This is a genomic window from Vibrio sp. THAF64, assembly GCF_009363455.1.
Classification (GTDB): Bacteria; Pseudomonadota; Gammaproteobacteria; order Enterobacterales; family Vibrionaceae; genus Vibrio; species Vibrio coralliilyticus.
The window spans coordinates 1,628,234-1,654,654 of the sequence record NZ_CP045356.1; the positions used below are offsets into that span (position 1 = coordinate 1,628,234).

The 26,421-nt window shown below is 45.5% G+C and carries 24 protein-coding genes; 10 read left to right on the plus strand and 14 right to left on the minus strand.

Features of this window, described 5'->3' with window-relative positions; translation table 11 throughout:
• Positions 1-43: 43 nt before the first annotated feature.
• A complete protein-coding gene (locus tag FIU99_RS23820; RefSeq protein WP_039952155.1) occupies positions 44-1,984 on the minus strand; it encodes an ATP-binding protein in 1,941 nt (646 codons plus the stop codon).
• Between the two features lie 269 nt (positions 1,985-2,253).
• On the opposite strand from FIU99_RS23820, the gene FIU99_RS23825 reads away from it, so the two are divergent.
• Both FIU99_RS23825 and FIU99_RS23830 read left to right on the plus strand, forming a co-directional pair.
• Positions 2,254-3,186, plus strand: coding sequence for an endonuclease/exonuclease/phosphatase family protein (locus FIU99_RS23825; protein ID WP_006961371.1), 933 nt, complete (start codon positions 2,254-2,256; stop codon positions 3,184-3,186).
• Between the two features lie 79 nt (positions 3,187-3,265).
• Positions 3,266-3,634 (plus strand): VOC family protein, encoded by a 369-nt coding sequence (locus tag FIU99_RS23830; protein WP_006961370.1) that lies wholly within the window; start codon positions 3,266-3,268, stop codon positions 3,632-3,634.
• A 37-nt stretch (positions 3,635-3,671) separates the two neighbouring features.
• On the opposite strand, the gene FIU99_RS23835 is transcribed toward FIU99_RS23830, so the two are convergent.
• Genes FIU99_RS23835 through FIU99_RS23845 form a run of 3 tightly spaced genes read right to left on the minus strand, consistent with a single transcriptional unit; the run spans position 3,672 to position 6,648 of the window.
• Positions 3,672-4,772, minus strand: coding sequence for an ABC transporter permease (locus FIU99_RS23835; RefSeq protein ID WP_006961369.1), 1,101 nt, complete (start codon positions 4,770-4,772; stop codon positions 3,672-3,674).
• A complete protein-coding gene (locus FIU99_RS23840) occupies positions 4,769-5,692 on the minus strand; it encodes an ABC transporter ATP-binding protein (RefSeq protein WP_152472574.1) in 924 nt (307 codons plus the stop codon). Before FIU99_RS23840 ends, FIU99_RS23835 begins: the two co-directional genes overlap by 4 nt.
• A 5-nt stretch (positions 5,693-5,697) precedes the next feature.
• Positions 5,698-6,648 (minus strand): HlyD family secretion protein, encoded by a 951-nt coding sequence (locus tag FIU99_RS23845; RefSeq protein ID WP_006961367.1) that lies wholly within the window; start codon positions 6,646-6,648, stop codon positions 5,698-5,700.
• Positions 6,649-6,833: 185 nt separating this feature from the next.
• Here FIU99_RS23845 and FIU99_RS23850 point away from each other — a divergent pair, with 185 nt between their 5' ends.
• Positions 6,834-7,184 carry a hypothetical protein gene (locus FIU99_RS23850; RefSeq protein ID WP_006961366.1) on the plus strand — a complete coding sequence of 117 codons (351 nt, stop codon included), beginning with the start codon at positions 6,834-6,836 and terminating at the stop codon, positions 7,182-7,184.
• A gap of 89 nt (positions 7,185-7,273) precedes the next feature.
• Complete coding sequence (locus tag FIU99_RS27410; RefSeq protein WP_006961365.1) at positions 7,274-7,423, plus strand: hypothetical protein; 150 nt, start codon at positions 7,274-7,276, stop codon at positions 7,421-7,423.
• A 37-nt stretch (positions 7,424-7,460) separates the two neighbouring features.
• Here the strand turns inward: FIU99_RS27410 and FIU99_RS23855 are convergent, their stop codons facing one another.
• On the minus strand, positions 7,461-8,861 hold the full coding sequence (locus FIU99_RS23855; protein WP_006961364.1) for a lyase family protein: 1,401 nt from the start codon (positions 8,859-8,861) through the stop codon (positions 7,461-7,463).
• A 17-nt stretch (positions 8,862-8,878) separates the two neighbouring features.
• Positions 8,879-9,259 (minus strand): hypothetical protein, encoded by a 381-nt coding sequence (locus FIU99_RS23860; RefSeq protein ID WP_006961363.1) that lies wholly within the window; start codon positions 9,257-9,259, stop codon positions 8,879-8,881.
• A gap of 336 nt (positions 9,260-9,595) precedes the next feature.
• On the opposite strand from FIU99_RS23860, the gene FIU99_RS23870 reads away from it, so the two are divergent.
• Positions 9,596-10,543 carry an endonuclease/exonuclease/phosphatase family protein gene (locus FIU99_RS23870; RefSeq protein ID WP_006961362.1) on the plus strand — a complete coding sequence of 316 codons (948 nt, stop codon included), beginning with the start codon at positions 9,596-9,598 and terminating at the stop codon, positions 10,541-10,543.
• A 139-nt stretch (positions 10,544-10,682) separates the two neighbouring features.
• On the opposite strand, the gene FIU99_RS23875 is transcribed toward FIU99_RS23870, so the two are convergent.
• The 4 genes from FIU99_RS23875 to FIU99_RS23890 form a co-directional block, all read right to left on the minus strand.
• Positions 10,683-11,663, minus strand: coding sequence for a rhodanese-related sulfurtransferase (locus tag FIU99_RS23875; RefSeq protein WP_006961361.1), 981 nt, complete (start codon positions 11,661-11,663; stop codon positions 10,683-10,685).
• Between the two features lie 152 nt (positions 11,664-11,815).
• Positions 11,816-12,205: a VOC family protein gene (locus tag FIU99_RS23880; protein WP_006961360.1), complete on the minus strand. Its 390-nt coding sequence runs from the start codon at positions 12,203-12,205 to the stop codon at positions 11,816-11,818.
• 286 nt (positions 12,206-12,491) lie between these two features.
• A complete protein-coding gene (yghU, locus tag FIU99_RS23885; protein WP_006961359.1) occupies positions 12,492-13,349 on the minus strand; it encodes a glutathione-dependent disulfide-bond oxidoreductase in 858 nt (285 codons plus the stop codon).
• 316 nt (positions 13,350-13,665) lie between these two features.
• Positions 13,666-14,313: an HAD family phosphatase gene (locus FIU99_RS23890; RefSeq protein WP_152472575.1), complete on the minus strand. Its 648-nt coding sequence runs from the start codon at positions 14,311-14,313 to the stop codon at positions 13,666-13,668.
• Between the two features lie 207 nt (positions 14,314-14,520).
• Here FIU99_RS23890 and FIU99_RS23895 point away from each other — a divergent pair, with 207 nt between their 5' ends.
• The gene (locus FIU99_RS23895; RefSeq protein ID WP_006961357.1) at positions 14,521-15,099 is read left to right on the plus strand and encodes a hypothetical protein; all 579 of its coding nucleotides are present in this window, start codon (positions 14,521-14,523) and stop codon (positions 15,097-15,099) included.
• Positions 15,100-15,162: 63 nt separating this feature from the next.
• Here FIU99_RS23895 and FIU99_RS23900 read toward each other — a convergent pair whose 3' ends face one another.
• Positions 15,163-16,560, minus strand: coding sequence for an alpha-amylase family protein (locus FIU99_RS23900; protein ID WP_006961356.1), 1,398 nt, complete (start codon positions 16,558-16,560; stop codon positions 15,163-15,165).
• Positions 16,561-16,818: 258 nt separating this feature from the next.
• Here FIU99_RS23900 and FIU99_RS23905 point away from each other — a divergent pair, with 258 nt between their 5' ends.
• The 4 genes from FIU99_RS23905 to FIU99_RS23920 all read left to right on the plus strand — a co-directional run bounded on the left by FIU99_RS23905 (position 16,819) and on the right by FIU99_RS23920 (position 22,948).
• Positions 16,819-18,477 (plus strand): ABC transporter substrate-binding protein, encoded by a 1,659-nt coding sequence (locus FIU99_RS23905; RefSeq protein WP_006961355.1) that lies wholly within the window; start codon positions 16,819-16,821, stop codon positions 18,475-18,477.
• Positions 18,478-18,664: 187 nt separating this feature from the next.
• Positions 18,665-20,281, plus strand: a complete 1,617-nt coding sequence (locus FIU99_RS23910; protein WP_236612186.1) for a hypothetical protein — start codon at positions 18,665-18,667, stop codon at positions 20,279-20,281.
• Between the two features lie 196 nt (positions 20,282-20,477).
• A complete protein-coding gene (locus FIU99_RS23915; RefSeq protein ID WP_039952154.1) occupies positions 20,478-21,938 on the plus strand; it encodes a hypothetical protein in 1,461 nt (486 codons plus the stop codon).
• A gap of 131 nt (positions 21,939-22,069) precedes the next feature.
• A complete protein-coding gene (locus FIU99_RS23920; protein ID WP_006961352.1) occupies positions 22,070-22,948 on the plus strand; it encodes an NAD(P)-dependent oxidoreductase in 879 nt (292 codons plus the stop codon).
• 346 nt (positions 22,949-23,294) lie between these two features.
• Here the strand turns inward: FIU99_RS23920 and katG are convergent, their stop codons facing one another.
• From katG to FIU99_RS23930, 3 genes are all read right to left on the minus strand, one after another.
• Positions 23,295-25,472, minus strand: coding sequence for a catalase/peroxidase HPI (gene katG, locus FIU99_RS23925; protein WP_006961351.1), 2,178 nt, complete (start codon positions 25,470-25,472; stop codon positions 23,295-23,297).
• A gap of 11 nt (positions 25,473-25,483) precedes the next feature.
• Positions 25,484-25,609: a hypothetical protein gene (locus FIU99_RS27705; protein ID WP_006961350.1), complete on the minus strand. Its 126-nt coding sequence runs from the start codon at positions 25,607-25,609 to the stop codon at positions 25,484-25,486.
• Between the two features lie 186 nt (positions 25,610-25,795).
• Positions 25,796-26,413, minus strand: a complete 618-nt coding sequence (locus FIU99_RS23930; RefSeq protein ID WP_006961349.1) for a glutathione S-transferase family protein — start codon at positions 26,411-26,413, stop codon at positions 25,796-25,798.
• Positions 26,414-26,421 lie beyond the last annotated feature (8 nt).

The following is a 26,421-nucleotide window of genomic DNA, read 5'->3' on the forward strand; positions in this document are numbered from 1 at the left end:
CTTTCGTTTGGCCCTCAGGTGCCTAATGGTTTTAACTCTCATACTAAGAGCGCGAGCTTGGTGTGTCCAAATTATTGCCATTGGCGACTTTGGCTCTGTTCTGTGCACTCTGATAAGCTGGGACGTAATCAATTAGTGCTTCTTCTATTTCTTTAGGCTTAACCGGTTTAGAGAGAAAACCATTCATACCGATTTCAAAACAACGCTCACGATCCTCCTTGATCACGTTAGCTGTGACAGCAATGATAGGTACATAGGCCGCCCAACCTTCGAGCTGACGAATTTTCTGTGTTGCTTCGTAACCATCCATGACAGGCATATGACAGTCCATCAAGATGGCGTCCACCTCATTCTGCTGACAATATTCCAAAGCTTCGACGCCGTTATTCGCTATATCTACCTCCAAACCAAGCAAATTAAGCATTACTTGAATCACTTGTTGGTTTACTCGAGTATCTTCAACAACCAACACTTTGAGGCCAGTTTTGTATTTCGGAGACAACTTCTTCATCTGAGTACCAGAAGAAGCTGGAAACTCAACCAGATTTGGTGACGATTGAACAATACCCCCAATAGCCGTTGATGGAGTATCTATTGGGATAGAAAAATAAAAGCTGCTGCCAAGATCAACTTCACTGGTCACCTGGAGCTTACCACCCATCAACTCAACGATTTTTTGGCTTATCGCCAGCCCCAACCCCGTTCCTCCGTATTGTCGGGCTGTGCTGCCATCGGCTTGTTGAAACTTGTCAAAGATTGAGTCGAGTTTGTCTTTGGCGATACCAATCCCTGTATCTTTGACTTCAAACTGAAGTTGGTTGCCTGTCTCGTTTTCCAACAGCTTGATGTTGAGCTCAACATATCCACGATGGGTGAACTTAAGGGCGTTGCCGATCAAGTTATTGATGACCTGCTTCAGCCTGACAGAATCAGCCTCTATTTCCTGAGGTACAGCTGGGTCTATATTGCAGTCGAAGAACAGCTCTTGTTGCTTGGCGCGGATGCTATATTCGTTGGCTTGCTGTTGGATAAGTGATTTGAGGTCAAACTTGGTAGGATCCAATTCGAAGTGGCCGGCTTCTATTTTCGAAAAATCGAGGATGTCATTGATAATATCGAGCAAGGTATGGGACGACGTCAGCAAAATATCGACGTAGTTGCGCTGAACTTCATTCGGCTTGGTTTCTTTAAGTAGTTCAGCGACGCCGACGATCCCATTCATTGGGGTGCGAATTTCGTGGCTCATGTTGGCTAGGAATTCACTTTTCTTAACATTAGCGATTTCTGCCTTTTTTTTTGACTCGATGATTTGCTGGTAATTGACTCGTAGCTGCTCTGCACATTGATTGTATTTGTCTGTCAGATGGCTGATCTCATCGTGGAACAATCGTTTTGGCATCACCAGTTTGTCGGGAGTCGGGCTGGTATGGAAATCAGCCATTGCAGATGAAAGGTGAGAAATGGGTTTTAAGATCAGTTTCATTGTTAGCCATAATAAGCAGGAAACAATGAGTAAGGTCTGTATCAAGGTCATCACCAGCAGAAATAAGAACTTTTGCCATAATGCGTGATAGACAGGAGCTAAATCGGTTTCAATTCTTAATTGCCCGAGCGTAAAGCTCTTGTTGCCGAGTTGGTAAGTTAAATCCCAGACGTTAGTAACCTTCTTACCTGTGATTTCGTTACCTAATTCTATAAGAGTACTTTTGCTGTCGATGATGGTTAATCGATCGACTGCAGGTAACTGGAAGATGCTTGAGGCTTGAGTCGTGAGTTGCTTTTGGTCTTCAATCCACAGGCTGTTTTGCAGGCTTGTGACGTAGCTGTCTTCAATTTGAAGCATTTGTTTATCTAAGTTGTTTTGCTCCACTTGGTAATCAACGTAGAAGTTTACTCCCGCCATAACGAATGCGAGAACGAGACTCACGAGGAGCGTGACAATGACAAGTTGCTTGTCGATGCCAAGTTGACGTTGTTTATTCATAGCAAGTTATTATGTGTGTAATTGCTTACTAATAGCCTAGTATTAATTGTGGCATTAGGAAAATCGATATCCGGATATTCAGTCAGCTCATTGACGATTATTCCATTTATCTTGTTTTTTCAGTCAAATTGATGAGTGAGTTCAGGCATACATTAACACTCGTCTCAAAGTACTTCGTCAGTCTAGAAAACTGATTGAAATAATAAAAAACCATATTTAGCCAGAGATGGTACATACTTAAATAAAGCTCCACTTTAAAAGGACTTACAGTGAGGCGTTGGAAAATCTGGTTGATCGTTTACAGCCCAGCATTGCTGTGGGCAGGGCTCTCTTTAAAAGAAGCAACTTGGTGGGTGGAAAACATCGTTGCTTACCCAAGTCTGTTTTTAATCGTCTACATCGTTTTCGCACTGATTTTTGCCTTAAGATTAAAATGGGCACCAAGTGCAATATGTATTGTTCTGGCAGGTGCGTTTACCTTGATGGCTCCAAAGTCCAATCAAAATTTGGTGTCTCGCTGTGCGAATTCTGTCTCAGTAGTGCAGTTCAACCTCTACTATGAGAACCCTGATGTAAATGCGTTCATCAATTACTTGCTTACCAAGCCTGCAGACTTAGTTGTGATGCAAGAAGTCGCGCCAGAAATTGGTGAAAGGCTGAAGATGCTCAGTGACATCTATCCCTACTTCTATGGCGGCCAGAAAGGTGTGGGTTATCCCTCAAGCCAGATGATTCTGAGTGTTTCTCCGTTAAAAAATATGTCGGTGTTTATGACGCCGGATGAACAAAATATTATTCGTGGGACCTGGTATCCCCACAATCAAAGCGCTATGACTCTCATTGTGGCGCATCCAACTTCACCAAGGACTAAAGAGTTGTGGTACAGGCGAAATGCACTAATTAGGACCATTGAGTCGCTGATAGAAATCTATCCAAGTGATGAAGTTATGGTATTGGGAGACTTTAATCTCTCCTCCGCTAGTTTACGTTTTGCCAAACTGTTTCCAACTTTCCAGAAAGCCCCAGTCGCAAGCTGGCCCAATTGGTCTCAAGCGTTCAATACGCCGCCGGTTTCCATGATCGCAATTGACCACTTGTGGCTACAATCTGTGAATGCAGGTAGAAAGATCTGTCAGCGCCAAAGTTCACCTAATCCTGCTGGTTCAGACCATTTTCTAGTCAAAACTGAGATTGGTTATTGATTATTATTCTCAACTTGTTGTGTGAAGATTTTAGCTAGGTTACCCTCCAAATAACTTAATCAGCCTTTGGATGGTAACTATGGCAAATCTGGCGATTACGGAAATTAAATCCTTTATTCCCAGCAAAGACTTTGAAATTTCGCAACGATTTTATCAGGCGTTGGGATTTGAGGTTGCTTCAGTCTTTGGTGACGTTGCTTACATGCGAAAAGATAACACCGCTTTTCTGCTGCAGAACTACTATCAAGTTGAACATGCAGAAAACGCGATGATGCATTTACTTGTAGAGGATGCGATGGGTTGGTTGGAGCATGTTAAGGCGTCCGGTATCGAAAAGGACTTTGAGTGCAAAGTGACGGAGTTGATTGAACAACCGTGGGGTATGTTGGAGTTTTGTCTGATCGATCCTTCTGGCGTGCTATGGCGAATCGCGCAAAATATCCGTTAATGTAAAAACGCCCCTCATCATCGAGGGGCGCTTTCCTTTAATCCAACGACTTCTTGAACCTCGTTGAGGCGATCAATAGACCAATCACAGTAAAGCAGGCCAGCCATAATGTGTCGTGCCACATACCGCTTAGATCAGAGCCACGTAGTACAATACCGCGAATTAAGCGCATAAAGTGTGTGGCGGGTAAAGCTTCAGAAATCCATTGAGCCGCAATAGGCATCGCTTCATACGGGAACATAAAGCCAGACAATAGTATCGAAGGCAGCAAGATAAAGACGGTCATCTGCATGGCCTGAAGCTGAGTCGACGCTATGGTCGAGATCACCAAGCCAAGAGTCAGGCTTGCGGAGATAAACAACAGCGTTCCTAGAAGGATCTGGCTAATGGCTCCGTTAATCGGGACATCAAAGATGAAGTGGCCTAATCCCAGAATGATGAACACCTGAATCAGGCCGACAAAAATATATGGGACGATTTTAGCGACCATCAATTCGAAAGAGTGGATTGGTGTAGTGATTAACAATTCCAGATTGCCACGTTCCCTTTCTCTTACAATGGCTGCGCTGGTAAATAGAATCATCGTCATTGTCAGAATGACACCAAGTAGACCCGGTACGATATTCACCGCAGAGCGACGACTTGGGTTGTAGAATAAAGCAACTTCAAAGGTTTTTTGTTGTTCAGGGCGGATATCAAAATCAAAGTCCGTTAATGGCATATTCTGCAGTGCCAGAATCGCAGAACTGATCATGGTATCGGAACCATCAACCACCCATTGCCCCAGCACGCGACCTTGGGTCATTCGTTGCGTCAGGTCAGATGGAATGATTAGAGCAGCACGTATTTCACCGTTCTGAATCGCTTGTTCTGCCTGGTCCGCGGTCGGGTATGTAGCTTTGACGTCAACCACCTGGGTGACCTTAATGGATTCTGTTATGACGCGTCCGGTGGTGCTCTGACTTTGGTCTACAACACCGATTGGAATATTGCGTACGTCGGTGTTTATCGCAAAACCAAATAGCAGCAGCTGAATCAGGGGAATCATCACGACCATGCCAAAGGTGATGCGATCACGGGAAAGCTGACGGATTTCTTTAAACATGATCGCCTTCATGCGAGCGATAGACTGGATCATTGTCTTCCTTCTCCCGTGACGGTGACAAACACATCTTCTAGGCTCGGTCTGGCTAGATTCATTTCCGCTTTGATGAGTTCAGGAAACTGCTCGCGCAACCATGCAATCGGATCTTGGATATGTTGATGAATCAAAACCCGCAGGCGAATGCCTAATTGTGCGGCAGAGCGCACTTCCTCTCTGGCAAGAAGGGACTCCTTCAGTGTCCGCAAATTGTCTGCTTTGACCTCAACAATATTGACACCCATATCGGCCATCAACTGTTCTGGCTCGCCATCGGCACGAATTCTTCCTGCCTCCATGATGGCCAGTCTGTGGCAACGTTCCGCTTCATCCATGTAGTGAGTCGTAACCAGAATTGTTGTACCTTGGTCAGACAGATCAAAAAGCTGTTCCCAGAATTCGCGGCGGTTTTCAGGATCAACGGCAGAAGTCGGTTCATCAAGAAACAAGAGTTCAGGTTGATGCATAGTAGCGGCTGCGAGAGAAAGGCGCTGCTTCTGGCCACCGCTCATTCCACCGACACGTTGTTTTCGTCGCTGGTCCAAACCGTAGGTTTTCAGTTGTTCATTGATACGTTGCGTGAGGTGCTTTGACCCCATCCCAAATATTTGACCGATAAACTCTAAGTTTTCCTCTACGGTTAAATCGTCGTAGAGAGAAAACTTCTGCGTCATGTAGCCAATTTTGAGGCGCAGCAGTTCAGATTGGCGTGGTATTTCCAACCCCAATACATCGACGTCACCTTCACTTGGGCTTAGCAAACCCGTCAGCACGCGGATGGTGGTGGACTTCCCACAGCCATTCGGTCCAAGAAAGCCGTAAATACTGCCCTTGGGTACATTGAGCGTGATGTCGTCGATGGCGGTGAAATCGCCAAACCTCTTTACTACATTCTCTGCTTTAATCGCATATTCCATTGGCGCTACTCTCCAGACAAGTCGATTTGTGCCGGGATGCCAGAAGGTAGTCGCTGTGCCGAGGACTCAAGGTCAACTTCCGCCAGATACATCAAGCGAGAACGCTCGTCTTCGGTGAGCGCATAATAGGGCGTAAATGAGGGCTCGCTAGCAACCCAACGAACTGTCCCAGAGATTGGATTTTCAACGCCGTCTACAGTAACGGAAACTGATTTACCCGGAACGAATTCAACGCGATGGCTAGCAGGCACGTAAACACGCGCATATGGGACACGGCTAGCCTGTATGACGGCGACCACGCCATTGACGGGAACGCGTTCGCCCAAATTGTAAGGCAAGTTGTCCAGTACCCCATCACGGGTCGCGGTAATGGTGAGCTCGCTAAGCTTCTGTTGCTGGAGAGTCACATCAGCAACAGAAGCCGCGAGCTCGGCTTTCGCTTGTTCGATATCTTCAAGGCGTGAACCAGCTGTCAGCTTGCTAAACTCTTCTTTGGCTGAGTCCAGTTCGGCTTTCGCGGAGTCGCGTGCGGCAAGTGCAGTGTCTTGTTCTGATTGACTGATCAACCGCTTTTCAACCAGCTCCGCTTTTCGGGTGTAATTCTTCTGAGCTTCAGTTAATTGGGCTTCAGCACGTTTAACACGAGCTTGGGAAGCGGCAATGTCTTCTGGGCGTTCACCATTGGTCAATTTGAGTAGGTAAGCTTCTGCTTTGGATTGCTCAGCAACTGCACGAGCGAGCACCGCTTCTTGGCTGGTGGTATCAAGTTGAACCAACACTTCGCCTTGCTGTACTTGTGAGCCTTCTGTCGCGGGTAACGCACGGATGATTTCGTTGGCTGTTGCAGTGAAGGTGACACGGTCTCTCTCCAACGTACCAAGGGCTTGGGATGAGTCATCTTGTGTACAGGCCGTTAACAGCGAAATCAGAACAGAACCGATCAAGAACCGTTTCATAAAGTACTCCAAATCAGCAAGTTAAGGTGAAGGTGTCGCTAAGCGAAGCGATACCATTGATTTTCTAAATAGGATATATTCTCGATTAACTATAGATACAGAAACTTAATTCATATAAAATTAATCTAGTGATTAATTTGTCGTGATTTCTTCTTTTTCTTCATACAGTTACTACAGAGGTTGAAATGGACTTTGAGCAAATGAGTGAGCAAGCTCTTTGGGACCTAGCCAATCCACTAATGGATAATTTAATGCAGGCGTCGACGGAGATAAATCATGCGAAACATGTGCAGGATTTTACCCCGCGCTTGCGCGATATCGTAAAGCCCGATTATTTTAAGCGTGTCGTGAAACAGTATCAGTCACAAAAGGGCGTGTTCACTGGTCGAGAACCAGTGGCACTGTTCAAGCGCCCTGATTCAGCAGCTTTTGTCTGGAAGCAAGGTTTCAGTCGAGTTGAAGGAGATTACGTCGCTGAAATGGTCTTGGTTTATCGTGAAGGTAAGGTCATGGTGGATCATGTGATGGTGTTTTGACCGAACTCTGACGGCTATAGGCATTGCGGTCCCTCAGATTAGGCTTTAGAATCGCGCCTCCACTAACATAAGCGCATGTTTGAGGAACTATGAACAATGCCCAAGCGATAGTGGCGCATCCAGCGAAGCACACGATATCACCTAAGCGTGAAATTGTACTTCGCGAGATGTTGTCACTGGCAAAAATGGCATCAATGATTGCTGTCCCATTTTTGCTTATTACTCTGGCTTGGATCTAAACCAGAGCACACAGCACAAGGATGTGTGCTATCGGGTTTATTCTGCAACACCACCTTGAGTCAGCTTCGCCGGATCTAGCAAACGCTCTAGCGTAGCGCGATCAAGGTCCGTTTCTTCTTCTGCCACGTCAATAATGGCACGTCCTTGTTTGTATGCTTTCTTAGCCACTTCAGCTGCTTTCAAATAGCCAATAACAGGGTTGAGCGCCGTCACCAGTATTGGGTTTTTCGCTAATGCGACTTGAAGGTTGTCTTCACGGACATTGAAGGTCGCGACCGCTTTGTCTGCCAGAGCAATTGCGCTGTTGGCTAACAGTTCGATGCTTTCCAGTACATTGTGAGCGATCACAGGCAGCATGACGTTAAGCTGGAAGTTGCCAGATTGGCCGCCTACGGTGATGGTGGTGTCGTTGCCGATGACTTGTGCGGCTGCCATGGCTGCGGCCTCTGGGATCACTGGGTTTACTTTGCCCGGCATAATAGAAGAGCCTGGCTGTAGGCCTTGAAGTTCAATCTCACCCAAGCCAGCAAGTGGGCCCGAATTCATCCAGCGTAGATCGTTCGAAATTTTCATGATGGCAACGGCAGCCGTTTTGAGCTGACCGGAAAGTGCGACCAAGGCATCCTGACTGCTTAGGTTATAGAAGAAGTTTTCGCTAGAGGTGAACTGTAGGCGTGTTGCCTGAGAGAGGTTATCTGCAAAGGCTTTAGCAAATCTTGGATCAGCATTGATACCTGTTCCCACAGCGGTGCCACCTTGGGCCAAAGCTTTAACGTCAATCAGGCTTTGTTCAATTCCTTGCTTCGCTTGTTCAAGCTGGAATTGCCAACCGCCAAGCTCTTGATCAAATGTGATTGGCATGGCGTCCATTAGGTGCGTTCTGCCTGTTTTCACAACATGGCCGATTTCATTACGCTTACTCTGTAGCGTCTCAATGAAATGATTTAACGCTGGGATAAGCTGTTTTTCGACTGTTAGTGCTGCGCTGACCTGAATCGCTGTTGGAACAACGTCGTTGCTGCTTTGACCCATATTGACATGGTCGTTAGGGTTCACGTCACCGCCCAGAATATCACTGGCTAACGTAGCTATCACTTCATTAGCATTCATGTTCGAACTGGTGCCTGATCCAGTTTGAAAAACGTCAATCGGGAAGTGTTCTAAGTGCTGACCATCAATAATGGTTTGCGCTGCGTCGGCTATCGCATTCGCAATATCACCTTCCATCAGACCCAGTTGAGCATTCGTTAAAGCGGCTGTTTGCTTTACGTATGCCAGCGCCTGAATAAACGCGGTTGGCATCGTATGTTTGCTGAAATGAAAGTTGTCCACTGCGCGCTGTGTTTGCGCTTGATACAGAGCGTTCGTGGGTACTTTCACTTCTCCCATGCTGTCTTTTTCAACACGGAATGTCTGTGGGGCAGAAGATTGAGTCATTGGTGATCCTTTTGAATTTAATCGTGCGGCGTCTGGATGCGCTGCAATTGTTGTTGTAGGTTTAAAAACTTAATGTCGCCATCTTCCCACTGGTAGTAGTAGCGCTTTAAGCATAGTAGGGGAGTATGAATAGCGTCGAGGCAGACCCGTCGGAACGTGCGACTTCTCACCGGATCTTGAATGGCTTCAATCAAATGAAAATACACCTGACGTAGGTAAAGTTCACACAGCAGTGGGTTCTCATTCTCGGTACCTTGCTCATAGAACGAAGACAAGGTCATCGCCCAGTGAATGTAATCGTGAATGATATCGGGCTCGAATCCACAAGGTGTGTAGCGTTCAACAAATCTGTCTTGTGCTTTAAAGAAAGCATTATAAAGCGGTTTCTGGCTATCCATACTGACCTCAAACTTTTTGTAATGATAATTATTATCGTTTTCAATAATCGAATCAACCCTGTTTGATGTATGGATGTCAGACAGTGCGCTGGCGCACAATCAGGTGATGTTTTCTTCTGATAATGGCGGCGACTAATGAGGTGCTTCAAGATAAGAGCAGTGCTGAAAAGAATAAACCGACGCCATAGGCGGAGTGGGTGAACAGACTTAATGTTCTCGCTTTGGTTCCAACCGTGACTATTACAGCAACTTGGACTGCTTAACAGGCTTATCAGTCAGCAGATTGATAGAGATGTGGTTACACTAAACACTAATTAGAACCAATAAGGTCGCGCTTTGCTTACCGACAAAAGACTTACATTTGCCACTGCCAATTTGTTCAATTTCATCGAACCCCCCGGTGCGTTCTATGACTTTGAAAATATCTATGACGCTGACGCGTGGGAAGCTAAATGCCAATGGACAAAAAATGCCATTCTGAACCTCAATGCAGACATTATTGGAGTTCAGGAAGTATTTAGTCTCGATGCTGCCCGCCAGCTATTCGAAGAGTTGGGGTACTCGTATTTCGCTAGTGTTGATAGCCCAAACATTGAAAGTGATTACATCTACTCCCACCCCGTTGTGGCTCTGGCTTCTAAATACCCGATCTCGCATGTTGAAGCGGTCACGTTACCGGCATCATCGCTAGCAGGCTATTCAATCCCGCAGCCGGAGTTTAGCCGTCAGCCCGTTTTTGCTGTGGTAGAAGTGCCAGATATCGGTGAAGTCGCTGTTTATGTTAGCCACCTAAAATCTCAGAGAGCCACCGAAGCAATAGAAGAAGGTGAAGGACAACCGCTGGTGGGCCAATGGCTTTCAAGCCAGCAAAGAGGATGGGAGGCGGTGATGTTAAGATTAGCGATGGAACAACAATACGCGAAGCATCCGATCCCGACTGTTCTGGTGGGGGATATGAATCAGCCGATCAGCAGCGACATCACAGGCTTACTGACCAAAGTTATCGAAGGCGAATCCTTCCTTATGCTGCGAGACAGTTGGGACATTTTCGTTATAAAGCAGCCTGGGGCAGAGCGTCCGCCCACACACTATCATTTCGCAAAAGGTAACGTGCTCGACTACATCTTATTTTCGCAGGAGTTTCAGCCCGACTCGCAGTACTCAATGGCCGATGTGACGTCCTATTCGACGCTCGACAATCACCTGATAAATCCCAGTTTTGAGCGGGACAAGCAGGCGAGTGATCACGCGTTTGTCTCGGTGACAGTTAGGTTTGTGCTGTGATGTGTTCGACACTAATTGTTAGCTAGCCATCGAATTGATGTGAACGGCAGTGTTTCCAAGTGAGCGATAGCGTTTTCAGGCGTGCAAAAAAATCCCCTCGTAAAAATACAGAGGGGATTGAATTCAGAACGAGTAGGCGTTACTTAGATTTTCTTTGCTGTTCTTTACGTGCAATCTTTTCTTTTCGACGTTGAGCAATCACCTGATCGGCCTCGCCTCCAACGTGCGTTTCGCCGCGTTTGTTAGCGAGTTGAACTTGCTTTTCACGCTCACGGAAGCGTGCTTTTTGCTCATCTGTATGCTTGTCGATACATTTAGGGCAGCTAACGCCTTTCTCAAACGCTTCAGATTCCATGTCTTCCTGTGTAATCGGCAAACGACACGCATTACACATCTCGTAGCCACTTTTCTCTAGCTGGTGGTTTACCGCGACACGGCCATCGAATACGTAGCAATCGCCTTCCCACATGCTTTCTTCTTCAGGCACTTCTTCAAGATACTTCAGGATGCCGCCTTCCAGGTGGTATACCTCTTCGAAGCCTTGTTCCTTCATGTAAGCCGTAGACTTTTCACAACGAATACCACCAGTACAGAACATAGCGACTTTCTTGTGCTTTGCTGGATCCATGTTTTCTGCCACGTACTCAGGGAAATCGCGGAAAGTGTCTGTTTTCGGGTTAACGGCATTTTTGAACGTACCAATTTCGATTTCGTAGTCATTACGTGTATCGACGACGAAAACTTCTGGATCTGAGATCAGCTCATTCCACTCGTCTGGCTTAACGTAAGTACCGACGACATGACGAGGGTCGATGCCTTCTACACCGAGCGTCACAATCTCTTTTTTCAGCTTAACCTTGGTACGATTAAACGGTTGGTTTGTGTCGAATGACTCTTTGTAAACGATATCTGCAAGGCGAGAATCCTGCTTGAACCAGGCGAGAAGAGTGTCGATACCTTCACGGCTAGAAGCGACCGTACCGTTGATGCCTTCGTTAGCAAGCAAGAGCGTGCCACGGATTTCATGTTGTTCCATCAGCGCTTTTAGCGGCTCACGAAGTTCCACATAATCTTCAAGACGCACAAACTTGTAAAGTGCGCATACTACGTAATCTGTCATGTTTTTTCCTTTTAGCGAACTGGAGCGTAAATCCAGAGCTTTGAGTTAAATCGGGCGAAGTATAGCGGAGAGTACTAGCGACAAATACAGACAGTTTTTAGGGTTTAATCGACGAGGTATGTTTTGTCATATTCTGAAGATAAAAGGTTTGTCTAAACCGTTAGCTCAATTCGGTTTCCGTCCGGGTCAAAGAAGCAACTTTCGTAGTAGCCGTCCCCCGTTGTTCTTGGGCTGCTGAGTATCTCGTAGCCATCTTCAACTAAGCGTTGAGTTAATTGATCTACCGCCTGTTCTGAGCCAAGTGAAATGGCAATATGGATAAAACCAGTGAACTGGTCATAAAGGTCATCTTTTGACTCTGGAATGCTGTCCATTTGCATTAGCTCTAGGCGGCAACCACTGCTAAAAGATAGGAAGTAAGAAGAGAAGCTCTTTTCACTGTTATGGTATTTTTGATTGGGCGTCGCGTTGAAATACTTGATGTAGAAATCTTTTAGTAACTCTAGCTGTTTGGTCCAGAGCGCAACGTGCTCAATTTTCATAATCGCATCTCAGTCGGTGTGTTTGATTGGAAATGCTAATCGTGAGCGAGGAAGGAAAAAAGAGATGATTTCTTTAGTTTTTTTTCTTCATTGTTGGCGACATTGGTTGGGAAGAAACCAGATATCGCTATGGATTCGTGACACTTAACTCTGGTGGAGTTGTAGTGCAAGAAAAGAGGATGTGATTGCCGGCGGCGTTTTCCTAATTAGTGTGCCTTGCAGGGGCGGTGGAATAAAATAAACCCTCTCATTTTGAATGAGAGGGTTTATTGTTGTGCTTTATGGCCTAAGGTTTGAGTTTAAGTACCTTATCGATATCTTCAGCGCTGTGGCGTTCTGGTACTTGTTCCCACTCTTCGCCCCATGCGCGGTTGACGATACGACCACGCTGGACTGCTTGGCGAGCTTCAATGGCTTCAGCCCAACGCTTAAGGTGTTTATAACTATCGACATCTAAGAACTCACCTGCATCATAGGCATTTCCTAACACTAAGTTTCCGTACCAAGGCCAGATAGCGATGTCTGCAATACTGTACTCTTCACCCGCGATAAAGGTATTGTTTGCCAGCTGCTTGTCTAACACGTCCAGTTGACGCTTCGCCTCCATTGAGAAGCGATTGATTGGGTATTCAAACTTCTCTGGCGCGTAGGCGTAGAAATGACCAAAACCACCGCCTAGGTACGGCGCAGACCCCTGAAGCCAGAACAGCCAGTTCATGACCTCTGTTTTCGCCGCGACATCTGTTGGTAGGAAATGGCCGAATTTCTCGGCGAGGTAAAGCAGAATATTACCTGATTCGAATACATTGATTGGTGTGTCACCTGAGCGGTCAACCAATGCTGGGATCTTGGAGTTTGGGTTCACCTCGACAAAGCCAGAACCAAACTGATCACCGTCGCCAATTTTTATCAAATAAGCATCATATTCAGCTTCACTGACACCAAGCGCGAGAAGTTCCTCAAGCATAATCGTGACTTTTTGGCCATTTGGTGTGCCCATTGAATGAAGCTGGATTGGGTGTGAGCCCACAGGGAGCGCCTGCTCATGACGGGCGCCTGAGTCCGGTCGGTTAATGCTGGCCCACTGGCCGCCATTTTCATCTTCCATCTTCCAAACTTTTGGTGGTACGTATTGGTTAGTCATTGTTATTCCTTATCCAAAATTGATATCCGGCACTTCCTTATCTTGGGACAGATTCAAAAAGATAAAAGCCCCAACGGGTATTCTCATTAGAACCAAAGGTTCTGAAAAATTGTTTCTGGATATAAGAATATCCTAGAGAGCCACTTCCGTATTACAAAAATATTTTGAGCGGGTGCCAGCAGGTGTTTTAGTTAATAACGCGAGTGGTGACCTTGCGGAAACCGAAATGAGAGCGCATTTGGAAGCGGTAATGCGGATTGAGAAATAACACTCATGAGACAAAGCAGCCCTGCAAGTGATATGCAGGGCTGTTTTTTTATTGGGCTTTCAATTCTGCCAGTACGTTAAGTAGTGACGGTTGAATGCTATGCCCCAATGCTTTCACCTCTTCACAGGGTTCGAGCAAATCGGGGATTTGATAGGTGGTCATGTTGGCGGCGACTGCACTTTTTACCCCGTTATTGGAGTCTTCGAACGCGATACAGTGTTCAGCTTCAACATTGAGGCGGTCAGCAGCCAATAGATAGATTTCTGGGTCCGGCTTGCCGACAGACACTTCACAGCCGCAAGTCAGGCTATCAAAGTACTTGTCTAAACCCGCAAGGCGCAGTTTAATTTCTGCGACGTCACGGTGAGTAGAGGTTGCCACTGCGGTTGGAATTTGCTGTTCTTTAAGCCATTCCAACAGTTCCACGACGCCTTCTTTTACTGGGATTGGTTGGTGTTTGACAATAGCGTCGTAGTTGCGGCACCACTCATTGTGGAGTTTGTCGAGATCATCCCCATAGGCAGCTCGAAAGATCTTTTCTATGCCCGCGGCGTTACGCCCGATGATGGAGAGATAAACGTCTTCATAGAAAGGCAGGTTGACGTTCACACAGGCTTGCTTAAAGACTCGCATGCATACACGCTCGGTGTCTAACAGTAGGCCATCCATATCAAAGATAGCGGCTTGAATTTTCATGGGTACAGCATAATCCTTAACGGTTCGGGCGCTCATTCTTGCACACTTCTAAATTATAGTAAAAGCGCTGATATGACGTGGATTTATCGATTGTTAAGGTGAGGTTAGGAGAAGGTCACAATCCGATATTTGGAGTGATTGAATCGTTTGCTATTTATTGTTTTGTTATTTACTTTATCGTCAACTGTTCTATACCAAAGTACTCTCATGAAAAACATTTTCACTATAGCAGCGTTAAGCACTGCATTGTCCGTTCCTTTTGCAGCATTTGCCAAACCGGTTGAATTTCAAAACATCCCTGAAATCATGAACAAATTTGAGTCTGCGGATTTGTACGTGAAAAAATCCGCGACATTGGGCCGTTTGCCTGAGGCATCAGAGCTGGGAAGCGATTTCCCTACCTATGTCTCAGATGGTAAAGGCGGTTATAGCCTTGAAACGCGCAACGTGATGACGGACAGCGTGGTGATAGCCAGTATGCCAGAGCCGATTGTGGGTGAAGTCTATAATCAGTGGTTAGTGCCAAAAGAAACTTGGCAGAAAACCTATGGAAAGTTGCCAACGTCGACAGAGTTTAAGCCGTTCAAGCGAATTAAAACCATCAAAGCCATCAAGATTGATGACGAGATGCTGAAATTACTCGGCAGTGAAGATGGCAAAACCGCCATTATCAAAGTGAGCTGGGATGAGCAGGGAATGAAAGTCTACAAAGACGGTTACCTTGCTGATTATGAATACGGTATTGCTCCTCAGGAAATGCAGGAAAACTACGAATTAGCCAAGTAATATTAAAGGCTTACACATAAAAAAGGTCTGGTATTTACCAGACCTTTGTTATTTCAGCGGAAACTACAGCATCCACATTCTAGCTGTGCGTGCCGGAATGTTAAACGTATGGTTACGCGAACTCACGACAGTTGTATCTCCCGTTAGCGTATCTTTGTACGAAACGTTCCAATTGAACTCGTGTTGGTACGTATCCACAGTAACGGATTTCGCATCGCCACACTTGTTGATGCCGACTACGCCTTCCTTACCACGTTTGAAGACCAGCGTGCACTGGTCACTGTGTAAGACGGTCATTGATTTACCCTGCATCGAGTTGTGGAACTTGAGCATGTTAATCATAGTGGCGTCTTTCCAGACGTCAGCCCAGCGACCATTATCTCTATCTTCGCTATCTGGTAGCTCATCACTATAGACAAGTGGCGTACCACCGTCTTTACCCAAAACGTATGCGTAAGCTAGCTGCTCATCCTTAGGATCCATGATTTGATAACGGAAGCCATCATTGGTTGGAATGTCATGAGTCACGGTGAAGGTAATGGCGCGTGAGTTTTCTAACGCTTGACCGTAGGCTTGAGGATCATGAAGTTGGTTTAATCCGCCACCGAAAGAGAAAGCGCCGCGAATAGAAGCGAACAGAGGGAAATCGTAAGCAGCGTGATTGGTATTGTTCAGGTAAGGGGCCAAAAAGGCTTCATAGCCACTATCGCCCTTACCACCACTGGTAATGACTTCGCCAAATACATGCATTCCAGACGTAATGTCTGATGTGAAAATCTGGTCGATCTGGTACTGACTCATGTGTTTGACAGCATCGATGCGGAAGCCTTTAATTCCCATCGACTTAAGTGCCTGAAGGTATTGCTTCTGCTGTGACACCACCCAATTGTTTGGATCCAAATCTGGTAATCCGGTATCGCCATTATCACCACAAAGTCTCCAGTACTGAACGTGACCTGGGTCGTTCCAGTTGGTGATACAACCGGCAGCGTGAAAGTCATTGCCAGAGAACAGGTTCTGACTCAAGTCGCCAAACAATGTCTGGTTGGCGTAATAACTTGAGCGTGCAGAGTAGTCGTTAAGCACTTCAGTACCAGGGTAATTCAGGTCGCTACGCTTTGACGCTTCGTTGGCCATATGATTCAGAACGACATCGGCATAAACGTCTACACCTTGCGCTTTAAGTGCAGCAATCATCGCTTCTAAATCTTGCTTATTGCCCAGAGGAGAATCGATAACACGAAAATCCTGAGGCTGATAGCGTGCCCACCATTGGGTGCCACTAGATTTCATAGCGGGTGAAATCAGAACCTTTTTGAATCCGTTCGCAGCGATTTGCTGGGCGTTATTCGTTACATCCGAATATTTCCAGTTGAATGCATGCAGGATTGCATCGGCATAAGTGACTTGCGGTACGCTGAGAGCAGCGGTGGCAGCGAGTAAAGTTGTTATTTTTTTCATAGGGTGTTTCTCGTTATTGATATTCAGGCTAATGATATTTTTATGGCTTGCTATTAGTAGTGCTCGAAATAGAAGACTGAATTACGGTCACATTCTGTAGGGGTCCAATTTATAAAATTTCTAGTAGAGTAGAACTTTGCAGGGATTGAGGTTATTTTTTGAACGAACTGTTTGAAAGTTGTACAAAGTGTCAGCTCGAGCACTTTTTTATAACGTTGACGAAACCGTCATTTATTATTTGTTGAGTTAAGGTGGCCATTGAACGACGTAAGCTTACGCAGACTCCAGCAACTGCTTATAAAATATGAGGCGGGGAAAACATATCATCTGTCGATCGATGAACTGGAGATAGCATTATCAACTTCGAGAAGAAACACTTCTAATATTCTGAAAAGCTTGTCTGAGATAGGTTGGATCAGTTGGCTTCCCTCTAAGGGAAGAGGAAAACTCAGTCAGTTTAAGATCTTGCATAATCTGCAGGGAGCACTAGAACAAATCTTTTATAAAGAGCTAGAACAAGGGCGCTTTTCTTGTATTTCTCGTTTGATGGAGCTTTATGGACACCTTGCTGTAAAAGCTATGGCTGAAGCAACAGCAACGCGAGCGAGTGCCAATGAGCGTTGCGATAGCTTGCTAATCACTGAATATCCATGGGTAGATACACTAGAACCAGCTAAGACATACCGCATCGCTGAGATGCAGGTAATCCGTAGCATTTACAGTACGCTATTAGTGCAAGATGAATCAGGACGTATTCAAGCGGGACTGGCGCATTGTTGGAAGGTAGAAGGGCGTTTTATTCATTTGTGGCTCCGTCAGGGGATAGTTTGCCATGACGGGGAAAATTTAGAAGCTACTGATGTCGCTGAATGCCTTAACAAGCTAAAAGCTACCGACGGACCGGTGAAGTATCTCTTTGAGCAGGTTGTTGAAATACGCATCCTCGATGCAGGGCAAGTAACGATTGAGCTCCAGCAACCTAATGCTTTGTTTTTGCATGTTTTATGTTTGGTTCATGCTTCGATTTATCGCCTCAAATCAGCGTACTTCTCAAGTGGCCTAAGTACGTATATAGGAAGCGGTCCTTTCTATCTGAAAGATTGGGATCGAGAGCGCTTGGTGTTAAAACGACATCGTAATTACTATGCGCAATCCGCCTTGCTAGATAAGATCACCTTGTCTTCTTCTTCAGAGCTGAGTGACTTCAGCATCAGTTTCAATAAGGATGGAGATTGTGAGGAGAGTACTATCAATGCTTTGTCTTACCTTGCCATCAACACAAGGCCTAATGCAGGAATCAGCCGAAACGACCTCCTTGAACTTGTTGAGTACTTACGTCGTTGCCGAGCTAATTTGGACTCAGAAACTGTTGTTAATGATGTAGGTTTTGCGCCTTGCTTTGACAGTGTTTCTGATGACGCGCCACCACGCTTAAGTGGACACTTAGTACTGACCATGCCTCGACTGACGATTCCTTGTCTGCAAAAGATCGCTGGGTGGATACAAAGTACAATTCTAGAAACCGGACTAACCCTTGAAATTCTCGAGTTAGAGGATATCAGTAATCCAAGTTCAGTCAGCGGCCATGCCGATATTCTATTTATTGAAGAAGTCATAGAGCAGCCTGAAGAGTTTGGATTGTATGACTGGCTTCTTGCTAGCTCCGGCCTGAAATTCATTTACGATCAAACAGAAATGGATGTTCATTATGAGCAAGTGAAGCACGCAATGAGCGATATTTTATACGTCTATTCATTGCGGAAAATTGAGCAGGCTTTGTATGACAATAACCTGCTTTTGCCTCTGTTCCATGGCAAAGAAAAGATTTCACGTAGCCTTGAAGTTCATGGCGTTGAAACGAATAAATCTGGACTGAGCGAGTTCTACAAGCTTTGGATTGATAAGGAAAAACAATAATTTAATACCATTTTGTTGATAATGGATGGTTAATAAAACATGCATGGTTTTCGTTAAACCCTTTCATGTTTTATGCCTATCAAAGCCTATACCATCGGCACGTGTTACCAATGATTACACATCAGGATGCACTTGCTCTGTGCGGTGCAGTTTTACCCATAGGAAATATGTGTCAGGGCTTATTATCATGACTTCCAAAATTATAACTATCGCGACTGTTTCTACACTTTTGACAGCCTGTGGAGGTGGTGACGGAGGAGCAACCTCGTCATCCACTTCACCCTCCTCTCTTCAATCTAAATCAATTCAAGGTGTCGCTATTGATGGCTACATCTCAGGTGCGACTGCATTTCTTGATCTGAACTACAACGGTGAACTTGATAGCGGTGAACCAAAGAGTATTACCGATGCCAATGGTCGATATGAGCTTTCTCTATCCGGAGATAATGCAGATTGTGTTGATTACGTGCCAATCGTGGTTGATGTACCTGTTGGTGCCATTGATGCTGACGATCCAAACAATCCAATTGAAGAGCCGTATCAGCTGTTCTTTCCTCCAGTAAAGATGACGACTTCAGATTCTGAAATTAGGTCAACGACCCCATTGACTTCCATGCTTTGGAACGAGATGAAGCTAAAACTGGACCTAGAAGATAATGCTATGAGTAGTTGTGCAGACCTAAAACTTGCGATTCAGTTGCAAGGCATTACAGACAATAGCATTCAGGAATTAGAAAACGGTGTGGCGAGCCGGAATAACGTTAGTGTAGAGCAACTGTATAGTGACTTCATAAAAGAGGATGACAGTGAAGTAAAAGCGCTTACACAGAAACTAATGCCAGTAATCAAGGAGTCTTATCGTGAATCAAAAATGTTGAGACAAGAAAACCCAGCAGCCGAAGAAGCATACGTTAGTTACATTGTGCGCAGTAAAAAGGATACCAATGGCGAGCTGAACGACCAATGGTACAAAGTTCAAGTGACAAAGAGTGATTCAAAGGTAGAAACAAGAGCATATGAAGTAACGAGCGAGCTTGTTGACCCTCAATTGCTTGAGCATATTGTGACACACACAGCCGAGAATAGTGACTTGTCCTATACAAGAGAGTACAGCCTGCGTAGAGAAGCTGAGGGTAATCAAGAGTCTATTTTGAGTCGTTCATTTAATTGCACAATTAAAGAAACTATTGAGGAATCTCGAGTTACCGATGCAAATTCAATGACTATTTATGAAGTAACCAATCAATCTGGTATTAAAAAAGAGTCCAGTATGGACGATTGTTTTGGTAATTATGTTGGTGGGGCTGATTTTGAGCAAACCATAGAAGTGATGGCGATTAATAATAGTCAGGATCAAGGGACAGTTATTACTGGGCATCGTTTTACTTATGACCAACATACGCCCTATGCCAAATGGGTAGACGTGGATCCTACTTTGAATAATGTTAATGGAAATTTGCTGGGAAGTTTTTTCTATATAGGCACCGATTTTAGTGAAAACTCGGCTCACGACTCAGTACGTTGGGTGAGATCGAAAGCTGAGTTTGGGCAAAGTGTGTTTGGTCAAAATGAGTCGTTACAGTATCAAGTGATTACAACAAAGGACTCAAATGGAGATTGGTATATGGAAACTGACTACGATGATGGCCGCTCTGTATATGAGTGTTCTGAAAGCCAACTTGGTGAGTGGGCTCAATGTTCAAGTTCACTGCCTCCTTTCACCAATAACGATAAGGTTCTTAACAATACTAGACTAACAGTACTTAAGGTTACAGCTGCACTTTTGCAACAAAACAATGAGTAGTTAAGAATAGTGGGCTTAGTGAGAAAGTAGGCCATTTGAATGAAAAAACATGCACTATTTTCCTCCATTTCTTACATGTTTTTCCAAGTGTATAGCCGTTAGTATTCTCAATGCGTTAACCACTGCTATAACGCTACGCGCCATTAAATCCTTAGTGGCGCGTTTTTGCCTTTCACTTTTCATCGGAAATTTTGCAATGAATCTTAAACTTCTTGCTGTTGTCCCCTTCTCTATAGGCATAGTCGCATGCGGGGGAGGCGGCGACGGTGGCTCATCTAGCTCTAGCGCTTCATCACAAACACGAAGTCTTCAAGGTGTGGCTATTGATGGATACATCTCTGGAGCGACGGCGTTCCTAGATATCAACTACAACGGTCAGTTAGACTCTGGCGAGCCGAGTGCTGTGACTAATTCTGAGGGCAGCTATCGCTTATCCTTGTCTGGTAGCAACTCTGATTGTATTGATTACGCGCCTATTGTCGTAAATGTCCCTGTCGGTGCGATTGATGCAGATGCTCCTAATACGCCTATCAGTAAACCGTATCAGCTTGTTTTTCCTCCAGCGATGACACTGAGTTCTGAGCATGAGATAAAATCCACAACTCCTCTAACGACGGTATTGTGGAATCAAATTCAGGAAGATCTGCATGAAAGCGGTATCACCAGTTGTACGGCGTTGAGATCAGCTGTTAACACCCAAGAAAAGGTTATTCAAAATGTGAAGGAGCACGATCATCGTATTGCGGCCCGTTACAACATCGCAGTAGATAAAATTTACGGCGATTTCATTAAGGATGATAACAAAGAGCTGTACGAATTAGCTCAGAAGATGATGCCCGCGATTAGACAGTCGTACAGTGATACCAAAGCACTTCAACTGGAGAACTCAGGGGTTCATCAAGCCTACATAGATTACTACTGGAAGTACTGGGACGAAGATACAAAGCAAAAAGTCGATAAGTGGTATAAGGTCAAAACGGTCCTCACTGAAACTAAGCTGGTACACACAGAATATGAAGTGTTAGAAGACTTAAAGACCGAAGTGCTATTAACCCGCCATACAGAGCGAAATACGAAAAAGAAAGCAGGGTTTGATTACACTAAGAATGCTTCATTATGGATCAACGAAGATAACGCCAGCTACAGCTGTTATATCACGGAGTCAATTGAGCAGCTTGTTCAACCCAACTCTCTGAAAACTTACCGTGTCAGTAACAGCTCAAGCACGCAAGAACTGGATTGGGATAGCTGCAAAAACAATAATGTGGGAAGTAATTTCACCCAATCTTTGGAAGTGTCAGTCGTTAATAATTATCGTGATGGTATGTTACGTGCCCAGCATATTTTTAGCTATCATCCCGATCCTAAGTATCCAGAATGGGTAAACATTGAACAGAAGATCGATAGTTTTAGCCGTAGTACATTGGATCAACTAAGTTATATATCCTCAGATTTCAATGACGACTCAGATTACGGGGCACATACATGGGTGAGATCCAAGTCTTCTCAAGTGGCTGTAACACCTTACAAATTCGACGGTATCTCAATTTCAAGAAATGCTATTGGTGATTGGTGGAAGAATACTTATTACCACAATGGTACATCTTCGTTGGAATGTTCCTTGGACAAAGGTAAGACTTGGTCAAAGTGTAAATGAGTGTTGTCTTTAGAGATTGAGCCCCTTAATGGGGCTCTTGTTTAACTGGATAGTGAGTATTTGTAGTAAACCAAAGAGAGAATGTTTAGTAGACTGTGTCCCTAATTACAAAATCATAAAGGGAAATCAGAATGAGTCAGCAGAAAGTCGCGTTTATTGGCCTTGGTGTGATGGGCTACCCTATGGCGGGTTACTTAAGTAAAGCCGGATATTCCACCAAAGTGTTTAACCGCACTAAAACCAAAGCAGACAAATGGGCTGAGGAATACCAAGGTATTGCGTGTGAGACGCCTAAACAAGCGGCTCAGGATTGTGATGTTGTGTTTGTTTGTGTGGGTAATGACGACGACGTACGCAGTGTTATTTACGGTGAAGATGGCGTTCTTGCTGGATTGAAGGCAGAAGCCGTGCTGGTAGACCATACGACAACGTCCGCTGAGCTAGCAGTTGAATTGGCGGCAGCAGCAAAAGAAAACGGCAATCAGTTTATTGATGCGCCAGTTTCTGGTGGTCAAGCGGGTGCGGAAAACGGCGTGCTGACCATTATGTGTGGTGGTGACCAAGCGGTGTTCGAAGAAATCTCACCAGTGATGGATGTGTACTCTAAACAAATGACGTTGCTGGGAGAGAATGGTCAGGGTCAACGCTGTAAAATGGTTAACCAAATCTGTATTGGCGGTATTCTCCAAGGGCTTAGCGAAGCGTTGCTACTCGCTCAAAAATCTGGTTTGGATGTAGAACAAGTGGTTGAAACCCTCAAACATGGTGCAGCGGGTTCATGGCAAATGGAAAATCGCGCCGTGACAATGTCACAAGATAAGTTTGATTTTGGTTTTGCCATTGATTGGATGCGTAAAGACTTAGGGTTCTGCCTAAAAGAAGCGGAACGAGTCGGACTTGATTTACCGTTAACTAAGAAGGTCGATGAGCAATACGCTGAGCTACAACAAGATGGCTACGGACGTATGGATACTTCTGTTCTGATGAAAGCGGTGGCGAAAAGACAATAAGCGCTGAATAAAACAATACGCCGATGCGTGCAGGTTAGCGATCGGCGTATGGATTTCAGTACTGACTCAAGCGGGTTGCTCAGTATCAGTAGAAGATGAACAGCTCTTTGGTGTCAAATAACTTAAAGAATTCGAATCCTTTCATAGCCAACTCTCCTCATTTGTAACATCTATGGTTAATGGATTGGTGAAGCCGTATATGCGCTTCTTTTCTTAACTGCTGTTACATACTTAAAACTAGTGCAACCTACAGTTTTTTGCCAAATTGTTGATGAGTTAAACATCTGTCCAGATCGATTCCCTGTTACCCCACGGACTCACAAAAGCCGTGGGGCGTCAGTGCAAGTTACTGTTTCAAATCAAAGCGGTCAGCATTCATTACTTTGGTCCAAGCGGCTACGAAGTCGCGGACGAATTTCTCTTTGTTATCATCCTGAGCGTAGACTTCAGCGTAAGCGCGTAGGATGGAGTTAGATCCAAACACAAGGTCGACTCGGGTTGCTGTCCATTTTTCGTCACCGCTGCTGCGTTCGACAATAGAGTAGGAGTTACGCCCTGTTGGTTTCCATGTGTATCGCATGTCTGTCAGGTTGACGAAGAAATCGTTCGTCAGCGCACCAACATTATCTGTTAATACACCGTGGCGAGAGCCAGAGTGGTTGGTCCCAAGAACACGCATACCACCAATTAGAACCGTCATTTCTGGTGCTGTTAAACCCAATAGCTGTGCATGGTCTAGCATCAATTCTTCAGGACTTACTGCGTAATGCTGCTTCTGCCAGTTTCGGAATCCGTCAGCGACAGGCTCTAACACATCAAATGAATCGACATCCGTCTGCGCAGCACTTGCATCACCACGTCCCGGAGCAAAAGGAACGGAGATGTCTACACCAGCGGCGCGTGCTGCTTGCTCAATGCCAACGTTACCTGCAAGAACTATGGTATCGGCAACACTCACCCCTGACTCAGAGGCGATACCTTCTAGTACCGAAAGTACTTTAGCGAGCTTTTCAGGTTCGTTACCTTTCCACTGATTTTGTGGCGCAAGGCGGATACGAGCACCATTCGCGCCGCCACGTTTGTCTGAGTTACGATAGGTACGAGCACTGTCCCAAGCGGTTGAAACCATATCGCTAACGCTTAAACCACTTGCGGCGATTTTAGCTTTGACCGCTTCAACATCGTAATTGCTTTGACCAGCAGGGACAGGATCTTGCCAAGTTAGCTCTTCTGCCGGAACATCTGGGCCAAAGTAGCGAGATTTTGGCCCCATATCGCGGTGCGTCAGCTTAAACCAAGCACGAGCGAAGGTGTCGGAGAAGTAAGCAGGATCGTTGTAGAAGCGCTCTGAGATCTTGCGGTATTCAGGATCAATCTTGAGCGCCATATCGGCATCAGTCATGATTGGGTTGTGACGAATACTTGAATCTTCGACATCAACAGGTTTGTCTTCCTCTTTGATGTTGTCTGGTTCCCACTGCCATGCACCTGCTGGGCTTTTTTGCAAAGACCAGTCATAGCTGAACAGAAGATGGAAGAAGCCGTTATCCCATTGAGTTGGATGGGTTGTCCATGCACCTTCCAACCCACTGGTCACTGTGTCACGGCCAATACCGCGAGAGGTGTGGTTATTCCAACCAAGACCTTGTTCATCTAGCTCTGCACGCTCAGGTTCAGCACCGAGTTTAGCAGCGTCACCGTTACCGTGGGCCTTACCAACTGTGTGGCCGCCAGCGGTCAATGCGACGGTTTCTTCGTCATTCATTCCCATACGTTCAAAAGTGACACGCATGTCTTGAGCCGTTTTCAGTGGGTCTGGTTTTCCATCGACACCTTCAGGGTTGACGTAGATGAGGCCCATCATGACGGCGGCAAGTGGGTTTTCTAAGTCACGCTCACCCGAATAGCGACTGTTTTCACCACCGCTTTCTGCTAGCCATTCTGTTTCTGCACCCCAGTAGATGTCTTTTTCTGGATGCCAGATGTCTTCACGACCAAATGCAAAACCGAAGGTTTTCAGCCCCATAGATTCATAGGCCATGTTGCCAGCAAGGATCATCAGATCAGCCCAGCTGATTTTATTGCCATACTTCTGCTTGATAGGCCAAAGCAAGCGACGAGCTTTGTCCAAGTTCGCGTTATCAGGCCAGGAATTGAGTGGAGCAAAGCGTTGGTTACCGGTATCTGCACCACCGCGACCATCGCCTGTACGATAAGAGCCTGCTGAGTGCCACGCCATACGAATCATTAGACCGCCATAATGTCCCCAGTCTGCTGGCCACCAGTCTTGGCTATCGGTCATCAGTGCTTTAACATCATTTTTTAGTGCTTCAACGTCGAGCTTTTTAAGTTCTTCACGATAGTTAAAGTCCAGGCCCATTGGATTCGATTTCTGGTCATGCTGATGCAAGATGTCGAGGTTGAGCGCGTTTGGCCACCAAGCTACGTTAGATGAGTCTGAAGAAGTTGCACCGCCATGCATGACAGGACATTTACCGCCAGTATTCACGTTTTTGTGTTCCATGATTTGCTCCTTTAGTGTCGCTTATTCACGGTCGCCACTTTGATTTTTCTTATGTCGGTGGCAATCGAATTATTCGTTATTTGCTTAAAGCCAAAGACGTCTTCCATTGGCAAAGCGTCTAATTGAATGTCCGTCATTGGACTGACTTTCTAGCATTGAGAATAGATGGCGAGTGGATTTTTATAAAACTGGTTGTGGCTATGTTATTGATAGATGTTTTCTATCTCATGGATACTGATGGCGTAAGAGGAAAAAATAACAGGGGAATTTTTAAAGGGGAAGCAGGGCTACCATCTCAGAATGGTAACCCTGTACAGGAGTGGTTAACCGAACTTGCTCTCAAGCTGTTCGGCGGTCTGCCAGCTGTCGTGGCTCGCAAGTTGTGAGGCATACCGGGCAATATTGGTGTAGCGCTCAAGCAAGCCAAAGTTAGTCAGAATATCAACAATAAATGACATCATAATATCCGCACCAGTGAGTTTATCGGCGACTAGGTAACGCTTACCTTCCAAGCGATGGTCGACATAACTCATGACCTTATGCAGCTCTACCTCGGCATAATCCGGAAGAAAGTTCATTTGAGCGCCATCTTTGGACACGAATATTTTTAGCAATAACGGCAGGGCAGCAGAGCTTTCTGCAAAGTGCAGCCATTGTAGGTAATCGAGGTGGTCATCAGAGCCTTTGGCTGGCGCAAGCTTTTCTGACGCATACTTGTCGATAAGATATTCAGTGATTGCGCCAGACTCCGTAATGACTCGTCCGTCTTCTTCAATCACCGGAGATTTGCCCAGAGGGTGAATAGATTTAAGCTCTGGTGGTGCGAGAAAGGTCACGCTGTCGCGGTGATAAGGTACGATGTCATAATCGATACCCAGCTCTTCCAACAGCCAGATAATACGCTTGGAGCGAGATTGATTAAGGTGATGCAGTTTAATCACGTTGACCT